Raw genomic sequence first — 17,704 nt, forward strand, 5'->3', positions numbered from 1 at the left:
TGTTCCGTTCACCTCATGTTCAGCGGAATATGGCATGACAACCCGAGGTTGCCATTTTCATTTCTGTACGCGCATAACTACACGCCATACCCCATCATCTTCAGCAGCTGCTGGGCATGCTGTACTGCATCCTGGCGATGCGCCACGCCAAGTTTCTGGTACAGATTACGGATATGGGTTTTGATAGTGGTTGCGGCTACCGCCAGCTCCCCGGCGATCTGCTCATTGCTATATCCCGAGTAAATTAACCCCAGTACCTGCCATTCACGCTGGGTGAGCGGGCTGGTGCGGATAAGCTCAGGCACTTCCGGATGGGTCAGCAGACGCTCGACAAAGGTCTCATCGAAATGGGCGAATTTGTGCCGATGGTGCTGGTTAATTTCACGCAGAATACGCTGCGCACGATGCTGATCCAGCTCGGGCAGGGTGTTCAGTTGAATCAGCTGACGTAACTGTTGCGCCATGGTTTCGCCCTCAATCACAAAGTGACTGATAAAACCGGTGCGGTTAGCCAGCTGCAGCGCTTCCAGTAAGACGCGCTGGGCATCAGTTTTACGACCTGCCTGCCAGTAGAGCTGGTTTTGCAACAGCAGGTTACGGTTCAGGTCGCTCATCAGACGCAGGCTGCGTGCGTTTTCGTTCAGCTCCTCCAGCACGATCTCTGCCGGTTCGAAATCACCCAGTAAAATCTGCACCCGGGCGATGTTGCGCCACTGGCTCTGCAGGAAGTGGTTATTGGCAAATTCTGGCATCGGCGTCTGGCGTAACCAGTTGGCGGCCGATTTTTTATCACCCACCATCTGCCAGTAAATCACCCGCACTTTATCCGCATTAGAGACCCAGTCGCTATGGTACTGGCCGTTGCCAAGCAGGTTTTCCAGGCGATTAAGGTGGTTACGGGCGTTATCCAGATCGCCGCGCGCCAGTGAACACTGCACCAGCAGCGCCAGGCACTGCAGCTGCTGCTGCGGCTGGAATGCCGAAAGCACTTCCACGCCGTGGCGGGCGGTGCTTTCTGCTTCATCCAGACGGGCCCAGGCCCACAGCAGCTGTGCGCGAATACGCAGCAGGAATTCGTGCATCGGTAATTGTTCAAGATGCTGCTCGCGGATCAACTGGAATGCCTTCTCCTGCGACTCCCAGGCGGCCTGTAAAAAGCCCTGGGCAAACAGAATCTCGCTTTGTTGAATCAGGCTCCACAGCGCGTAGTGCCAGACATCGTGCCGACGTGCCATCTGTTCGGTCTGCTGCATCAGCGCCAGCGAGCGGGCGAGATCGCCTTTACAGTGCAGCACTTCGCCATGCACCGAGGTGGCAACGATACGGCTATAGAAGTTTGCCAGCGGCAGCTCATCGAGAGCAACCATCGCCAGGCGTTGAGCCTCTTCCTGATCGCCATCGTTAATGGCGACCTGGGCGCGCAGGGCGTTAAACTCACCGTGCAGCGAGCTATCCATATCGCCTTTCATCTCTTGCTCGGCGCGGGCAAGCAGGGTGTTCACTTCGCTGTAGCGGTGCTGGCTCTGCATCAGCCATGCCTGCAGCAGCACCAGACGCGGGTTCTCCAGCAGGCTCTCCCACGGCAGGGCACGCAACGACTCTTCCAGCAGCGTCAGTTCGCTATGGTTGAACAGGCTCCAGGCGTGATTGAGCAGGATATCGCGCAGCATATGGGCATCACCCGCCGCCAGCGCATGGTGGATGGCCTCGCTCGGGAAGCCTTGCGCCATCCAGCTTTCCGCTGCGGCGCGGTGGATCTCCGGCAGCTCGGTGGCCAGCTCCCACTGACAACGCTGGCGCAGGAAGCTGCCAAACAGCGGGTGGTAACTAAACCATTCGCCTGAGTCGTCCATGCGTTGCAGGAACAGCCCCTGGCGTTCAATCTCCTCCAGCCGCATCTGGCCATTGTCTTCACCGGTGACGCGAACAATCAGCGCATCGTTCATCGAACGCAGCAGCGAGCTTTTCAGCAGGAACTGCCGCGTGGAGGTGTCAACGCTGTCGAGCACTTCGTCGACCAGATAATCTGACAAGTGGCTGGCGTTAATGCCTGCCAGACGCCGTGCGGATTGATGTGTGGGGCTATTGTTCTGCCGCGCGGAGAGGGCGATAAGCTGTAAAGCGGTGGCCCAGCCGGCAACATCGTCACACAGACGGCTGCTCTCGGCGGCTTCAATCGGGGACGTCAGGCGGCAGTCGAAGAACTGTTTCGCCTCCTGATGGGTAAAGGAGAGCTGCTGGCTGCCCAGCTCAAGCAGTTGATCGCGAACGCGCAGGTTGGCAATACCCAACTGCGGAAGGTTACGCGACAGCACCACCAGGGTAAGGTTTTCTGGCTGATGGCGCAGGAAGAAGCGCATCGATTCATGGATCACCGGATTGGTGATCAGATGATAATCGTCAATGACCAGGAATAGCGGACGGTGCCACTCGGCCAGCTCAATAAACAGCTGCGAGAAGAGTGAAGAGAGGCTGGCATACTGGCGCTTTTGCACCATGACTTCGCTGGTGACGCAGTGGCCGTTTGTGGCTTGCTGAATGGCGGCGATCAAATAGCTGGCAAAGCGCTCCTGCTGGTTATCGCCCTCATCAAGGGAGAACCAGCCAAGATCGCTTTTACCTGACGCCCACTGTGAAATGAGCGTTGTTTTGCCATAGCCCGCAGGGCTCGTTACCAGCGCCAGTCGGAAATTGTTCGCGCCGGAAAGTTTCGCCAGTAACCGTTCGCGAACCACGGTATGGTCAAGGCGAACGGGGCGACTTAATTTGGACGGAATCAACATGGTATTCACTTCACTGTGTGGAAAACGAGAATTTTGATTTTTTTTGCGCTTCGTAATTAATGCTTATAAGTTCGGCCAGAAACACTTTTATTGCAAGTTATGACCGTTTTTAATGCGCCTGAATTTGCACTCTGTCACAAAAATATTACCGCATGGCAGGGAACTTTTATATTGGCCTTGAGAGCGCATGGATACTGGGTTGCACCGAAGCTGCTGCTTTAACAAGCCAAACCGTAAACGAAGGTTAACAATCACCTGAGTTAATAAAGTTTCGCGACTGTCATCCCTATAAAATAAAACGTTGGTTTAACGTTAATGTCGAAAAATATTATTTCACGTGAGTAATTATTTCTTGCCTGCGCTATTTCTGACGACCTTAAAAAACATATTGTCACAAGGATGACCTTATTGTGTTGATGACATTTCGTTCATCCTCTTCTGAGACAGGCGGCGATTCGGACTGTTTTCTTGAGCGCTGAAGGGCGAAACCGGGTGGATAAAGTGGCCACGATCACACTTTGATGCTCATCCCCGGTACTCCTCCCTGGCTAATCCCTGGCAGGAGGAGGAAGAGCGTTTATGAGCCAGGCACACTAGCACCAACGTGTTTATTTTTTTCTACAGGATGCCGTTTCCCTATGTCACAGCCTACCTTCAACAAAGCGCAATTTCAGGCCGCACTGACGCGTCAGTGGCAACGTTTTGGTTTAGTCGCCGCAGAGGAGATGACGTCTCGCCAGTGGTGGCAAGCCGTTAGCGGTGCGCTCGCCGAGTTACTGAACGCCCAGCCTGCGGCAAAGCCGGTTAAAGGGCAGCGTCACGTCAACTATATCTCCATGGAGTTTTTGATTGGCCGCCTTACCGGTAACAACCTGCTGAACCTGGGCTGGTACCAGGAGGTGAGCGATGTGCTTAAAGGCCACAATATTCACCTTACCGATCTGCTCGAAGAGGAGATTGATCCGGCGTTGGGTAATGGTGGGCTGGGGCGTCTGGCGGCCTGTTTCCTGGACTCAATGGCGACGGTTGGCCAGTCGGCCACCGGCTATGGTCTGAATTACCAGTACGGCCTGTTCCGTCAATCCTTTGCGGATGGTCAGCAGAAGGAGGCGCCGGACGACTGGCATCGCGGCAGCTATCCCTGGTTCCGCCACAACGAGGCGCTGGATGTGCAGGTGGGCATCGGCGGTAAAGTGACAAAAGCGGGGCATTGGGAGCCAGGCTTTACCATCACCGGCCAGGCCTGGGATCTGCCGGTGCTGGGCTACCGTAACGGCGTGGCTCAGCCGCTGCGTCTGTGGCAAGCGACACACGCTCACCCGTTCAACCTGACCAAATTCAACGACGGTGATTTCCTGCGCGCAGAGCAGCAGGGTATCGACGCCGACAAACTGACAAAAGTGCTCTACCCGAACGACAACCATCTGGCGGGTAAAAAACTGCGTCTGATGCAGCAATATTTCCAGTGCGCCTGTTCAGTGGCCGATATTCTGCGTCGCCACCATCTGGCGGGCCGTAACGTGGCCGATCTGGCTGATTTCGAAGTTATCCAGTTGAACGACACTCACCCGACGATCGCTATCCCGGAACTGCTGCGCGTGCTGATCGATGAGCACCAGATGAGCTGGGACGATGCCTGGGCCATCACCAGTAAGACCTTTGCTTACACCAACCACACCCTGATGCCAGAAGCGCTGGAGTGCTGGGATGAGAAGCTGATTAAAACCCTGCTGCCACGCCATATGCAGCTGATTAACGAGATCAACAACCGCTTCAAAAAACAGGTCGACCAAACCTGGCCAGGCGACAAAGCAATCTGGGCGAAGCTGGCGGTCGTCTATGACAAACAGGTGCGGATGGCGAATCTTTGCGTGGTGAGTGGCTTTGCGGTGAACGGCGTGGCTGCGTTGCACTCCGATCTGGTGGTGAAAGACCTGTTCCCGGAATATCACCAGCTGTGGCCAAACAAATTCCACAACGTGACCAACGGCATTACGCCGCGTCGCTGGATCAAACAGTGCAACCCGGCGCTCTCTGCACTGCTCGACAGTACTTTGCAGAAAGAGTGGACTAACGATCTTGATCAGCTCATCAACCTGGAAAAGTATGCCGATGACGCGAAATTCCGCGAGCAGTATCGGGCCATCAAGCAGGAGAACAAAGTGCGTCTGGCAGAGTTTGTCAAAGCGCGCACCGGCATTGAGATCAACCCGCACGCGCTGTTCGATATCCAGATTAAACGCCTGCACGAATACAAACGTCAGCACCTGAATTTGCTGCATATTCTGGCGCTGTACAAAGAGATCCGCGAGAACCAGCAGGCCGACCGCGTACCGCGCGTATTCCTGTTCGGTGCCAAGGCGGCACCCGGTTACTACCTGGCGAAAAACATTATCTTTGCTATCAATAAGGTGGCAGAAGCGGTTAATAACGACCCGAAAGTGGGCGATAAGCTGAAAGTGGTCTTCCTGCCGGATTACTGCGTTTCAGCGGCAGAGCTGCTGATCCCGGCGGCGGATGTCTCAGAGCAGATCTCCACGGCCGGTAAAGAGGCCTCGGGCACCGGCAATATGAAGCTGGCACTCAACGGCGCGTTGACCGTGGGTACTCTGGACGGCGCGAACGTGGAAATTGCCGAGCAGGTGGGCGACGAAAACATCTTTATCTTTGGTCATACCGTGGAAGAGGTGAAGGCCCTGAAAGCCAAAGGCTACGACCCGGTGAAATGGCGTAAGAAAGATAAAGTGCTGGATGCCGTACTGAAAGAGCTGGAAAGCGGTAAATACAGCGACGGGGATAAGCACGCCTTCGACCAGATGCTGCACAGCATAGGTAAACAGGGCGGCGATCCTTATCTGCTGATGGCCGACTTTACGGCGTATGTGGATGCGCAAAAACAGGTGGACGTGCTGTACCGTGACCAGGATGCCTGGACCCGCGCCTGTATTCTGAATACCGCGCGCTGCGGCATGTTCAGCTCTGACCGCTCAATCCGTGACTACCAGGCTCGTATCTGGCAGGCAAAACGCTAAGGAAGCGCGATGGAAAGCAAACGTCTCGATAATGCCGCCCTGGCGGCGGGGATCAGCCCCAGCTACATCAATGCTCATGGTAAACCGCAGTCTATTGGTGCTGAGACCAAAAGGCGTTTGCTGGATGCTATGCACAAAGCCACACCCGGCGCAAAAGCAACGGTCACCCCTGTACCGAATGTGAAAGTATTCACTGCCGGTAAAAAAATGCTGCTGCCGATCGAAGGCCACGGTGAGTTTGCCTGGCTGCTGACCACTGAAACGGGGCAACAGCATAAAGGCCATGCCACTGGCGGCAAAAACCTGAACCTTCCGGCAAAGTTGCCGGAGGGCTACCACACCCTGACGCTAACCCGTGACGACCATCGCTGGCACTGCCGCGTGATTGTGGCGCCCAAACGCTGCTATGAACCCCAGGCTTTGCTGGAAGGGAAAAAGTTGTGGGGGGCTTGCGTACAGCTCTACACCCTGCGTTCAGAAGCCAACTGGGGGATCGGTGATTTTGGCGATCTCAAATCGATGCTCGCCGAAGTGGGTGAGCGCGGCGGCGCCTTTATTGGCCTGAACCCGATTCATGCGCTTTACCCGGCGAACCCGGAGAGCGCCAGCCCGTACAGCCCGTCGTCTCGTCGCTGGCTGAACGTGATTTATATCGATGTTAACGCCTTAGATGACTTTAAAAACAGTGCTGAGGCGCAGGCATGGTGGGCGTTAGATACCACGCAACAGGCGCTGAAGCAGGCGCGTGAGGCTGAATGGGTGGATTACGCCACCGTGACGGCGCTGAAAATGGCCGCCCTGCGTATGGCGTGGAAAGGTTTTTCTCAGCGTGACGATGCCGATATGCTGGCCTTCCGGCAGTTTATCGCCGCCGAAGGCGAAAGCCTGTACTGGCAGGCGGCGTTCGATGCGCTGCATGCGCAGCAGGTTAAAGAGGACGAAATGCGCTGGGGGTGGCCGGTCTGGCCGGAGGCCTATCAGTCCGTTGACTCCCCCCAGGTCCGCGCCTTTTGCGAACAGCATGCTGACGAAGTGGAGTTCTACCTCTGGCTGCAGTGGCTGGCGTATACCCAGTTCGCCGCCTGCTGGCAGGTAAGCCAGGGTTACAACATGCCGATTGGTCTTTATCGCGACCTGGCGGTGGGGGTGGCAGAAGGGGGAGCGGAGACCTGGTGCGACCGTGAACTCTACTGTCTGAAAGCCTCGGTAGGCGCACCGCCGGACATTCTCGGCCCCCTGGGCCAGAACTGGGGACTGCCGCCGATGGATCCGCACGTTATCGTGTCTCGTGCCTACGAGCCCTTCATCGAACTGCTGCGTGCCAACATGCAGAACTGCGGCGCGCTGCGTATCGATCATGTGATGTCGGTGCTGCGTCTGTGGTGGATACCCTACGGTGAAACCGCGGATCACGGCGCTTACGTTCACTACCCGGTAGACGATCTGCTCGCGATCCTGGCGCTGGAAAGCAAGCGCCACAACTGCATGGTGATTGGCGAAGACCTTGGCACCGTGCCGGTCGAGATCGTCAGTAAACTGCGCGACAGCGGCGTTTACTCCTACAAGGTGCTCTATTTTGAAAACGACCATGAGAAGAATTTCCGTGCGCCGCAAGCGTATCCTCAGCAGTCAATGGCAGTCGCGACGACGCATGACCTTCCTACGCTCAGAGGCTACTGGGAGAGTGGCGATCTCACGCTCGGTAAAACCTTAGGGCTATATCCCGATGAGGTGGTGCTGCGCGGGCTGTATCAGGACAGAGAGCTGTCGAAGCAGGGGCTGCTGGATGCGTTACATAAACATGGCTGTCTGCCGAAACGTACCGGTCACAAAGCGTCGCTGATGGCGATGACCCCAACCCTGAATCGCGGTATGCAGCGTTACATTGCCGATAGCAACAGTGCGCTGTTAGGGTTGCAGCCAGAAGACTGGCTCGATATGGCCGGGCCGGTGAACATTCCTGGCACCAGTTATCAGTACAAGAACTGGCGCCGGAAGTTATCCACCTCGCTGGAGGCGATGTTTACCGATGACGGGGTGAACAAGCTAATTAAGGATCTGGATAAGCGGCGAAAAGCGCTGTCAAAACGCCAGAAATAACAAAAACCCGCCGGATGGCGGGTTTCGTTTTTTTATACCACCGTTGCCAGCAGCAGACAGCCCACCAGGCCGCAGACTGAAATAATGGTTTCCAGCATTGACCAGGACTTAATGGTCTCGCCGATAGTCAGGTTGAAGTACTCTTTGAACAGCCAGAAGCCCGGATCGTTCACGTGCGAGAAAATCACGCTACCCGAACCGACGGCAATCACCATCAGCTCCGGGCTGACGCCGGTAGTGGCGATCAGCGGGGCAACAATCCCCCCGGCAGTAATGGCTGCCACGGTTGCAGAACCGAGGGCGATACGCAGTACTGCGGCGATAGACCAGGCCATCAGGATCGGCGAGATATTGGTTTCGTGCATCATAGAGGCGATGTATTTATCCACGCCGCTATCAACCAGAACCTGTTTAAACGCACCGCCGCCGCCGATGATCAGCAGCATCATGGCGATGATTTTGATCGAAGAGCTCAGGGTATCGTTAATCTGATCCATGCTACGGCCACGGTTCAGGCCGAAGGTGAAGAGGGCAATCAGCACCGCAATCAGGGTAGCCATAACCGGGTCGCCGAGGAATTCAGCCACGCCCAGGAAAGCATGACCTTTTGGCAGAACCATCTCCGCCACGGCGCGCATCGCCATCAGCACAACCGGTACCAGAGAGGTCCAGACGCTGACGCCAAAGCTTGGCATCTCTTCTTCCGTGAAGGTTTTAGCGTTGTACAGACCTTCCGGAATAGGCTTGTCGATCCCTTTCAGGCAGCGTGCAAACACCGGGCCTGCGAGGATAACGGTCGGGATAGCCAGAATGGTACCGAACAGCAGGGTTTTACCCATATCGGCATGGAAGATGGTCGCGATTGCGGTCGGGCCCGGGTGCGGTGGCAGGAAGCCGTGCGTGACGGAGAGCGCCGCCGCCATCGGAACGCCAACAAACAGCAGAGGAATATTCGCCGCGGCGGCAATGGTGAACACCAGCGGCAGCATCAGTACGAAACCGACTTCATAGAAGAGGGCGAAACCCACGGTAAAGCCGGTTAACACCACCGCCCACTGGATATGCTGCTTACCAAATTTGGCAATCAACGTGGTTGCAATGCGCTGTGCGCCACCGCAGTCCGCCAGCATTTTACCGAGCATGGCACCGAAGCCCATGATCAGCGCCAGGCTACCCAGCGTACCGCCGACACCGGCTTTAATAGAGCTGATAACTTTTACCAGCGGCATACCCTGCATCAAACCGACTGCAAGCGCCACCAGAACCAGAGCGATGAAGCCGTTCACTTTGAAACGGATCATCAAGAGCAGTAATAACACAACACCGATAGCTACGATGACTAATGGCATGATTGACCTGGCCTTTGAATTGTTATGGGTAACGTCGTTGTTTCAACGACTATTGTCCAATTGCCCCAACTGGGAACAGAGTTGTAATGGCACTAACACTGATACCGTCCAGACTACCTAGTTTAGTCGGCTGTTATTGGGGGGGTTAGTGCCCACGCGAATGATACGGGTAACATTGGTGATTTGAGAATCACCCGGCCGGTCAAAATTTGAATTATGAGACGCAGGTCAACTTATGGTGCAGGAGAGGGCAAAAGAAAAGCCGGGCCAGCGTAAACGCATGGCCCGGCCTGGAGTCGGGTTCTATGGCCCGGTTAGCGACGCCGCCACCGGGCAAAACAGACGGGAACTTAGTAGTAAGAGTGCTCGCCGCGCTGGTGCTCGGTGAGATCGCGCACGCCTTTCAGCTCCGGGAACTCATTCAGCAGCTGCTTTTCAATCCCTTCTTTCAGGGTGACGTCGACCATGGAACAGCCGTTACAGCCACCGCCGAACTGCAGAATCGCCAGGCCATCTTCGGTGATCTCCATCAGGGAGACGCGACCGCCGTGCCCGGCCAGCTGCGGGTTAATTTGCGACTGCAGCAGGTACTCAACGCGTTCCATCAGCGGAGCGTCATCGCTCACTTTGCGCATTTTGGCATTTGGCGCTTTCAGCGTTAACTGCGAACCCAACTGGTCGGTCACAAAATCAATCTCCGCATCTTCCAGATACGGTGAGCTCAGCTCATCGACATAGGCAGTCAGTTGCTCAAATTTCAGGGCGGTGTCAGTTGCTTCCACAGCGTCCGGTGGGCAATAAGAGACGCCGCATTCTGCGTTCGGGGTACCCGGATTGATGACAAAAACGCGAATCTGGGTCCCTTCTTCCTGATTTGCCAGCAGTTTGGCAAAGTGCGCTTGTGCAGCATCGGAAATACGGATCATAGCATTGGCCTAATAGTTGACTAAAATACCTGGTTATAATACGCCCAACCTGGGGGCGCTACAAGGTTCGACACAGACACCATACCTGAACCGAGGCCGCGCCGCTTCGCAAAAGCAGGCGGGATAGTTCAGCCACGGTCGTACCTGTTGTCACGACATCATCCACAATAGCGATATGGCGACCCGCCACCGGGAATTCAAGCTGAAACGCCTGCTTCAGGTTCTGCTTTCGCAATCTGGCGTTAAGCTGGTGCTGGGTAGCGGTGGGCCGGGTGCGTCGAAGGGCGGCGGGGTTGTAGTCACACTTGAGCCAGCGCGCCAGCGGACGGCAGAGCAGGTCGCTCTGGTTAAACCCGCGCCGCCAGTGACGCCGAGACCAGAGCGGCACGCTGACAATCATCTCCACCGGGGGCAGTGCCCGGGTGCGTCTGGCCCGCAATATTGCTAACAGCAACAGCCTTGCCAGCGGTTGCGCCAGCTGGCTGCGACGAGAAAATTTAAACTGATGTACCAGCCTGCTGACCGGGGGGATATAGGGACAGACTGCCACCAGTGCCTGCCAGGGCGGTGGCCTGCGCAGACAGCGTCCGCACGGCAGAAAAAGGCTGGATGCCGATAAGCCACACTGCGGACAGCATCCACGCTGTGGCGTAATGGCTTTCTCACAGACTGAGCAGATGCCCCAATGGCTCAGCATTAAGGGCATCCGACATAGCCAGCACAAGCCAGGCACTGTTAGCATAGCTCTCCTCCTTGTAGATAAAAGAGAACAGTAAGCGATGAAGAGTCTTTGGTGGCAGACCGTAGGCACAGGAAATTGTCATCTTGTGCTGCTGCACGGATGGGGGCTGAATGCCGAAGTGTGGAACACAATTCGCGAGGAACTCGCCTCGCACTTTACCCTGCACCTGGTGGATCTGCCCGGTTTCGGCCGCAGCCGCGGCTATCAGGCTTTGACGCTGGAGGCGATGGCCGAAGAGGTTCTGGAACGTGCGCCGCAAAACGCGATCTGGCTCGGCTGGAGTCTGGGCGGGCTGGTGGCGAGCCAGATCGCACTGACGCACCCGAGGCGCGTTCAGGCGCTGGTGACGGTGGCATCTTCGCCTTGCTTTAGCGCGCGTGAGGGGTGGCCGGGTATCAAACCCGAGGTGTTAGCCGGGTTCCAGCAACAGCTGAGTGACGATTTTCAGCGCACGGTAGAGCGTTTTCTGGCGCTACAAACCATGGGCACCGACACTGCTCGCCAGGATGCGCGCCTGCTCAAAAGCACCGTGCTGTCTTTGCCAATGCCCGACGTCAGCGTGCTGAACGGTGGTCTGGAGATGTTAAAAACGGTCGATCTGCGCGCGCCGCTGGCTGCGCTGGCGATGCCGCATCTGCGGATCTACGGCTACCTGGATGGGCTGGTACCGCGCAAGATCGTCCCCTTGCTGGATGCGCTATGGCCTGATAGCGAATCGCTGGTAATCCCTAAAGCGGCACATGCGCCGTTTGTCTCTCATCCCGCCGAATTTTGCGCCGCGCTGATTGCGCTACGTCAACGCATCGAATGATTGTTTTTTAATCCGCCTGGCAAAAGTCACGTGCCGCAACAATACTCAAGAAGTCGTTGCGGTTGTTCTGCCTACGACTATCAAAACAACAATTTCTTTGGGAGTTATGACTATGAAACTTGTTACAGGTATTGTTACATCTCTGGTTATCGGGTCACTTTCTTTTGGCGTCTTTGCGGCACAGGAGCTGGAAAAAGACAAAGCGAAAGAGATGAATTTGACCAAAGTCGGTGAGATTTCAACGTCTGACACCACGGCGCCAATGGACGCTAAAAAAGAGCTTTCGCAGAAAGCGGACGAAATGGGCGGAAAATATTTTGTGGTTACCAGCGCCAATAAAGATACGAAAAACGTACGCGCAACCGCAGAAGTCTTTAAGTAAGCAAGGCGAGCCGGGCAGTGATGCCCGGCTTCCTGATTAACGCAGCGCCCACCACTCCCTGAGGCAGGCTTTCCCTTCGGGGCAACTTTTACAACTGCCGGAGAGGCAATTGTCGCGCTCCTCCTGAATACGTATTGCTTTACCCATCGCCTCAAGACGGTGCAGCATGGCATCCACCAGCGCCTGCGGGGTATGCAGACGAAGACCGATCTGTTTCGCCTCCATTCTTCCCTGGAGCGCCAGTAAATCCCGAACGTCAATCATCGATGCCATATTGCGCTCCTTAGTGGCAACTTTCTGCCGGGCTGTCGCAGCAGTGAGCCGGCGTTTTACGTGTCGCCAGCAGGTTAATATCCACGCGACTGCGCGCCCGGCGCAGCATGCCAAGCAGTACCACGTTGAACAACACCACCGCCAGAATAGAGACCAGGCTGAACTGCGGATGCTGGCTGAAATTGACCGTCTGATAGAAGAGCGTAGAGAGCGAATAAGCGATGTTTAGCCCCCACAGTACGGAGAAGCCCATCCAGCCGCGGCTGGACTCGCGGGCAATCGCCCCCATAACCGAGATGCACGGAATATAGAGCAGAACGAATATCAGATAGCTGTAGGCGGCTGAGGCGCTGCCGAATTTCTCGCTCATCACGCCCATGGCGCCGGTCGCCATTTCACCGTCGCCTTTGCTGGCTTCGATGGGGTTGGCCAGCACGCTCAGGCTGAAGGTCTCTTTCAGGCTCTGCCAGGTTTCATCCACGGCGCTGTACAGCTCGTCACCGAGGTGAAATTCCGCCGGGTTAAAGGCCTCTTCCTGAATGTTTTCGGCGGTGTAGAGCGTGTTCAGTGTTCCGACGACCACCTCTTTAGCCATCGCACCGGTAAACAGCCCAACGGTGGCCTGCCAGTTATCCTCATGCACGCCGATGGGTTTGAACAGCGGCGTGATGACGCGGCTGACGGAGGCCAGCGCGGAGTCGTTGATGTTATCGGCCGCTTTCCCGCTGAGGGTGAAGCTATTCAGGGCGCTAAGGAAAATACTGACCACCACGATCACTTTACCGGCGCGCACCACGAAGCCTTTAAGACGCTGCCAGGTTTGAATCAGCAGGCTTTTCAGGTGCGGGACGTGGTAGACCGGCAACTCCATTACGAAGGGCGACGCTTCGCCACGCATAATGGTGTGCTTCAGCATCAGGCCGGTAAGAATAGCCATCACAATCCCGAGGACGTACAGCGAGAAGACCACCAGCGCTCCCTGCTGGCCGAAGAACGCCGCCGCAAAGACGGCGAAAATCGCCAGACGCGCGCCGCAGGACATAAAGGGTGCCATCATGATGGTCATCAGTCGTTCACGTGGCGCATCAAGGGTTCGCGCCCCCATCACCGACGGGACGTTACAGCCGAAGCCGACAATCAGCGGCACGAAAGATTTGCCCGGCAGACCCAGCGCCTGCATCAGACGGTCCATCACAAAAGCCGCGCGGGCCATGTAGCCAGAGTCCTCCAGGAAGGAGAGGAACAGATACATCATGCCAATCTGGGGAACCAGCGGCAGAACGGTGTTGATCCCGCCGCCAATCCCCTGGGCGAGGAAAATGGTCAGCCATTCGGGGAAGTGCAGGGTGTAGCCGAGCCATTGCAAACCGTGAATGAAGATTGCCACCGAGCCGACATCAAACAGCGGTTGCAGCGCCCCGCCAATGTTGATTGCCAGCAAGAACATCAAATACATCACCAGCAGGAAGACGGGCAGACCGAGGAAGCGGTTGAGGATAATGCGATCTACCGCAGCGGTGAAGCGGCTGGGCTCAGCGGTCAGGGTATTGCTAACCACTTCGCAGACGGCGGCGATACTCTGATAGCGGGCATCGGCGATATGCAGGGCCGGGTCATCCAGCTCTTCGCTGAGATGGGCCAGCGACGCGTCCAGTTTTTGGGCGGCATTGCCGGCAAAAGCGCGGCTGTAGATATCTCCTTCCAGCATCTGCAGACCAAGCCAGCGGCGCTGTTTTTGCGGCATCGTCGGGTCCATGAATTGCGCCAGCCGATCGGCTTCGCGCAGCAGCGGGCGTGGGTAGTGCACCAGCTCAAGGTCACTATTCTTCTGGTGACGGTCAATGGCCAGCTTCAGGGCATCGATACCACGACCACGGGTAGAGATAAGCGGCACCACCGGGCAGCCCAGGCGCGCGGCCAGCGCGTCGATATCGATGCGGACTTTCTGTTTCTCCGCAATATCGAGCATGTTCAGCGCCACCACGCAGGGGATCCCAAGCTCCAGCAGCTGTAATGTCAGATAGAGATTGCGCTCGAGGTTAGAGGCATCCACCACGTTAATCAGTAAATCTGCATCGCCGCTCAAAATATAGTGACAAGCTATTTGTTCATCGAGCGAGGTTTGCGACGAGATAGTGGTAAGAGAATAGGTACCCGGCAGGTCAACCAGCGTGACATTATTATCCGTAGTCGAAAATTGTCCCTCTTTTCGTTCAACCGTAACGCCCGCCCAGTTTCCCACGCGCTGACGTGCGCCAGTTAATTGATTAAATAATGTGGTCTTGCCGGAATTTGGATTACCAATTAAGCCAATGGTTAATTTATTCATTTTTCAAAACTCGTGGTGACGGCTGGCGGATTATTGAGGCATGGCTTCGACTTCAATGAATGCGAGATCTTTTTTGCGCAGCACCAGGTTCACCCGGCGCGTCTCGATATGTATGGGATCGCCCAGAGGTGCTACCCGCACGACCTGGAACGAGGACCCCGGCAACATGCCCAATGACAGGAGTTTCTGTCGATAAGCCGGGCTGATTTCACGCGTGAATCCGGTGATCTTCCATGCACTGTCTGGAGTGAATTGCATAGTGCCTACTTACACTGAGGTGAAATAATAAACAGATGCAATGATAATGAGAATGGTTACTGCCAGCAATATTCAAACTGTGACGAAATGTGCATAGCGCTATTAATTTACGGGCTGTTTGACCTTGCTCAATATTTAATGAATATTCGATTCGTGGGAAAAATGACTTATTTGTTAATGGAGTGATAAATTACAGTTTAATAATGGATGTGCAATCGGTTTCAGAATGAAATAAAGGGTGAGGAATAAAACGATACTATTACAGGATTAAATACCCTCTCCGGCTGGAGAGGGTAAAGAGGTTTAGCGTTTTTTACCCATGGCTGCCGCCAGGGCATCCATCATCGCGCTATTACCCGCCGGCTGTGCATCACGCCCGCGCGGTTTCGCCGCTTTGGCTGCCGGACGCTGCTGATCGCGAGCGCCGCCGCCGTTGCCACGGCGCGCGTTGGTCTCGCCCGGCTGCTCATCCAGACGCATGGTCAGGGCGATACGCTTGCGCTGCAGATCCACTTCCAGCACCTTCACTTTCACGATGTCGCCCGCTTTGACCACGGTGTGCGGGTCTTCCACGAACTTATCGGCCAGCGAAGAGATGTGAACCAGGCCATCCTGATGGACGCCAATATCAACAAACGCGCCAAAGTTGGTGACGTTGGTTACCGCGCCTTCCACCACCATGCCTGGCAGCAGGTCGTTCATGGTCTCGACGCCGTCGGCAAAGGTGGCGGTTTTAAATTCAGGACGCGGGTCGCGGCCCGGTTTTTCCAGCTCTTTGATGATGTCGGTGACCGTCGGCACGCCGAACTGCTCGTCGGTGAAATCGACGGCCTTCAGGTTACGCAGCGCGCTGTTGTCGCCCATCAGATCTTTCAGCGCCTGCTGGGTGGCGGCCAGAATACGCTCCACAACCGGGTAGGCTTCCGGGTGAACGGTGGAGGCATCGAGCGGGTTGTCGCCGTGGTTAATACGCAGGAAGCCCGCGCACTGCTCAAAGGCTTTCGGCCCCAGGCGGCTGACCTTCAGTAGCTGCTGGCGGTTCTGGAACTGGCCGTTCTCGTCACGCCAGGCGACGATGTTTTGCGCCATCATGCGGGTTAAGCCTGCCACGCGGGTCAGAAGAGGAACCGAGGCGGTGTTCAGGTCTACGCCAACGGCGTTTACGCAGTCTTCCACCACCGCATCCAGCTTACGCGCCAGCTGCGTCTGGCTGACGTCGTGTTGATACTGGCCCACGCCGATGGATTTCGGGTCAATCTTCACCAGCTCCGCCAGCGGATCCTGCAGACGACGGGCGATAGAGACCGCACCGCGCAGAGAAACGTCCAGATCCGGGAACTCCTGGGCCGCCAGTTCAGATGCGGAATAGACGGAGGCGCCCGCCTCGCTGACGATCACTTTCTGCGCCGTCACTTTCGGGAACTGCTTCTGCACGTCAAGGTAGAAACGCTCGGTTTCACGCGACGCCGTGCCGTTGCCAATCGCCACCAGCTCAACGTTATATTTCTCGCACAGGGCGGCCACCGCAACGGCGGCTTTTGCGGCCTGGCCGGTATGTGGATAGATGGTATCGGTGGCAACCAGCTTGCCGGTGCCGTCAACCACGGCCACTTTTACGCCGGTACGCAGACCCGGATCGAGACCCATGGTCGCGCGCAGGCCAGCAGGCGCAGCCATCAGCAGGTCGTGCAGGTTACGGGCGAAGACGTTGATCGCCTCGTCTTCCGCGCGTTCGCGCACGGTGCCCATCAGTTCGGTTTCGAGGTGCATTAAGATTTTAATGCGCCAGGTCCAGCTCACCACGTTTTTGCGCCAGCTGTCCGCCGGGGCGTTGTTCAGGCGAAGATTGAGGTGGTCGGCAATGATCTGCTCGCAATGGCTCTCTTTTGGCGGCTCGTCAAACTGCGGGTCAGCATTCAGGGAGAGCTGCAGCACACCTTCGTTGCGGCCGCGGAACATCGCCAGCGCACGGTGAGAAGGGGCGGTAGCAATCGGCTCATGGTGATCGAAGTAGTCGCGGAATTTCGCGCCTTCTTCTTCTTTACCTGCCACCACGGTGGCCACAATGTGGGCATTCTTCCAGAGATAATCACGCACCCTGGCGAGCAGGGCGGCATCTTCGGCAAAACGCTCCATCAGAATGTAGCGTGCTCCGTCGAGCGCGGCCTTGGTATCCGCTACCCCTTTGTCGGCGTCGATAAATTTGGCGGCTTCTGTTTCCGGGTCATGCGAGGGGTCATTCCACAGCAGATCGGCCAGCGGCTCCAGGCCTGCTTCAATCGCAATCTGCCCGCGCGTGCGGCGCTTCGGTTTGTAGGGCAGATAGAGATCTTCTAATTCCGTTTTGCTCAGGGTGCCATTGATGGCTTTTTCCAGATCGCTGGTCAGCTTGCCCTGTTCGCCGATGGATTTCAGGATCGCCTGACGTCGGTCTTCCAGTTCGCGAAGGTAGCCCAGACGGGTCTCCAGGTTACGCAACTGGGTATCATCCAGGCCGCCGGTGACTTCCTTACGATAACGTGCAATAAACGGCACGGTGTTCCCTTCGTCAAGCAGGCGAACGGCAGCTTCTACCTGTTCGGCTCTGGCCTGAATATCACCCGCAATAATGCGGCAGAGCGACTCTTTCATCATGATTGGTTCATCTTGTGGATCAAAAATCAGGGGGATAGTTATACGGGCTGGCACCGCAAAATGCCAGCCGGGGAGGGTGCTCTCG

12 protein-coding genes are annotated in these 17,704 nt (G+C 56.3%); 4 read left to right on the forward strand and 8 right to left on the reverse strand.

Translation table 11 applies throughout. From position 1 onward, the window contains the following. Window positions 1-77: 77 nt before the first annotated feature. Window positions 78-2,783 carry an HTH-type transcriptional regulator MalT gene (gene malT, locus B3B59_RS16485; protein WP_046886773.1) on the reverse strand — a complete coding sequence of 902 codons (2,706 nt, stop codon included), beginning with the start codon at window positions 2,781-2,783 and terminating at the stop codon, window positions 78-80. A 638-nt stretch (window positions 2,784-3,421) separates the two neighbouring features. Between malT and malP the strand changes: the two genes are divergently transcribed. Both malP and malQ read left to right on the forward strand, forming a co-directional pair. Then, entirely contained in the window at window positions 3,422-5,815 is a 2,394-nt protein-coding gene (gene malP, locus B3B59_RS16490; RefSeq protein ID WP_286809562.1) for a maltodextrin phosphorylase, read from the forward strand. A 9-nt stretch (window positions 5,816-5,824) separates the two neighbouring features. Next, window positions 5,825-7,915: a 4-alpha-glucanotransferase gene (gene malQ, locus B3B59_RS16495; protein WP_286809564.1), complete on the forward strand. Its 2,091-nt coding sequence runs from the start codon at window positions 5,825-5,827 to the stop codon at window positions 7,913-7,915. Between the two features lie 32 nt (window positions 7,916-7,947). Here the strand turns inward: malQ and gntT are convergent, their stop codons facing one another. The 3 genes from gntT to gntX form a co-directional block, all read right to left on the reverse strand. Then, a complete protein-coding gene (gene gntT, locus B3B59_RS16500) occupies window positions 7,948-9,264 on the reverse strand; it encodes a gluconate transporter (RefSeq protein WP_046886770.1) in 1,317 nt (438 codons plus the stop codon). Window positions 9,265-9,614: 350 nt separating this feature from the next. Continuing rightward, window positions 9,615-10,190 carry a Fe-S biogenesis protein NfuA gene (gene nfuA, locus B3B59_RS16505; protein ID WP_040078277.1) on the reverse strand — a complete coding sequence of 192 codons (576 nt, stop codon included), beginning with the start codon at window positions 10,188-10,190 and terminating at the stop codon, window positions 9,615-9,617. 58 nt (window positions 10,191-10,248) lie between these two features. After that, window positions 10,249-10,932, reverse strand: a complete 684-nt coding sequence (gene gntX / locus B3B59_RS16510; protein WP_286758440.1) for a DNA utilization protein GntX — start codon at window positions 10,930-10,932, stop codon at window positions 10,249-10,251. A 37-nt stretch (window positions 10,933-10,969) separates the two neighbouring features. Between gntX and bioH the strand changes: the two genes are divergently transcribed. Both bioH and B3B59_RS16520 read left to right on the forward strand, forming a co-directional pair. After that, on the forward strand, window positions 10,970-11,743 hold the full coding sequence (gene bioH, locus B3B59_RS16515; RefSeq protein WP_286809565.1) for a pimeloyl-ACP methyl ester esterase BioH: 774 nt from the start codon (window positions 10,970-10,972) through the stop codon (window positions 11,741-11,743). A 112-nt stretch (window positions 11,744-11,855) separates the two neighbouring features. Then, window positions 11,856-12,125, forward strand: coding sequence for a YdgH/BhsA/McbA-like domain containing protein (locus B3B59_RS16520; protein WP_040078280.1), 270 nt, complete (start codon window positions 11,856-11,858; stop codon window positions 12,123-12,125). 36 nt (window positions 12,126-12,161) lie between these two features. Here B3B59_RS16520 and feoC read toward each other — a convergent pair whose 3' ends face one another. The 4 genes from feoC to B3B59_RS16540 form a co-directional block, all read right to left on the reverse strand. After that, a complete protein-coding gene (feoC, locus tag B3B59_RS16525) occupies window positions 12,162-12,398 on the reverse strand; it encodes a [Fe-S]-dependent transcriptional repressor FeoC (protein WP_286809566.1) in 237 nt (78 codons plus the stop codon). Between the two features lie 10 nt (window positions 12,399-12,408). Then, window positions 12,409-14,727, reverse strand: coding sequence for a Fe(2+) transporter permease subunit FeoB (feoB, locus tag B3B59_RS16530; protein WP_286809567.1), 2,319 nt, complete (start codon window positions 14,725-14,727; stop codon window positions 12,409-12,411). 30 nt (window positions 14,728-14,757) lie between these two features. Continuing rightward, window positions 14,758-14,985 carry a ferrous iron transporter A gene (gene feoA, locus B3B59_RS16535; protein WP_040078283.1) on the reverse strand — a complete coding sequence of 76 codons (228 nt, stop codon included), beginning with the start codon at window positions 14,983-14,985 and terminating at the stop codon, window positions 14,758-14,760. 303 nt (window positions 14,986-15,288) lie between these two features. After that, window positions 15,289-17,619 (reverse strand): Tex family protein, encoded by a 2,331-nt coding sequence (locus B3B59_RS16540; RefSeq protein ID WP_286809568.1) that lies wholly within the window; start codon window positions 17,617-17,619, stop codon window positions 15,289-15,291. Window positions 17,620-17,704 lie beyond the last annotated feature (85 nt).

The sequence above is a fragment of the Leclercia sp. UBA2479 genome (assembly GCF_002341985.1).
In the GTDB taxonomy this organism is placed as follows: Bacteria; Pseudomonadota; Gammaproteobacteria; order Enterobacterales; family Enterobacteriaceae; genus Enterobacter; species Enterobacter pneumoniae.

What these genes read in the sequence shown, in the direction of transcription:
- malT (WP_046886773.1), bottom strand. Translation starts at nt 2,783, where the DNA reads ATGTTGATTCCGTCCAAATTAAGTCGCCCCGTTCGCCTTGACCATACC.
- malP (WP_286809562.1), top strand. Translation starts at nt 3,422, where the DNA reads ATGTCACAGCCTACCTTCAACAAAGCGCAATTTCAGGCCGCACTGACG.
- malQ (WP_286809564.1), top strand. Translation starts at nt 5,825, where the DNA reads ATGGAAAGCAAACGTCTCGATAATGCCGCCCTGGCGGCGGGGATCAGC.
- gntT (WP_046886770.1), bottom strand. Translation starts at nt 9,264, where the DNA reads ATGCCATTAGTCATCGTAGCTATCGGTGTTGTGTTATTACTGCTCTTG.
- nfuA (WP_040078277.1), bottom strand. Translation starts at nt 10,190, where the DNA reads ATGATCCGTATTTCCGATGCTGCACAAGCGCACTTTGCCAAACTGCTG.
- gntX (WP_286758440.1), bottom strand. Translation starts at nt 10,932, where the DNA reads ATGCTAACAGTGCCTGGCTTGTGCTGGCTATGTCGGATGCCCTTAATG.
- bioH (WP_286809565.1), top strand. Translation starts at nt 10,970, where the DNA reads ATGAAGAGTCTTTGGTGGCAGACCGTAGGCACAGGAAATTGTCATCTT.
- B3B59_RS16520 (WP_040078280.1), top strand. Translation starts at nt 11,856, where the DNA reads ATGAAACTTGTTACAGGTATTGTTACATCTCTGGTTATCGGGTCACTT.
- feoC (WP_286809566.1), bottom strand. Translation starts at nt 12,398, where the DNA reads ATGGCATCGATGATTGACGTTCGGGATTTACTGGCGCTCCAGGGAAGA.
- feoB (WP_286809567.1), bottom strand. Translation starts at nt 14,727, where the DNA reads ATGAATAAATTAACCATTGGCTTAATTGGTAATCCAAATTCCGGCAAG.
- feoA (WP_040078283.1), bottom strand. Translation starts at nt 14,985, where the DNA reads ATGCAATTCACTCCAGACAGTGCATGGAAGATCACCGGATTCACGCGT.
- B3B59_RS16540 (WP_286809568.1), bottom strand. Translation starts at nt 17,619, where the DNA reads ATGATGAAAGAGTCGCTCTGCCGCATTATTGCGGGTGATATTCAGGCC.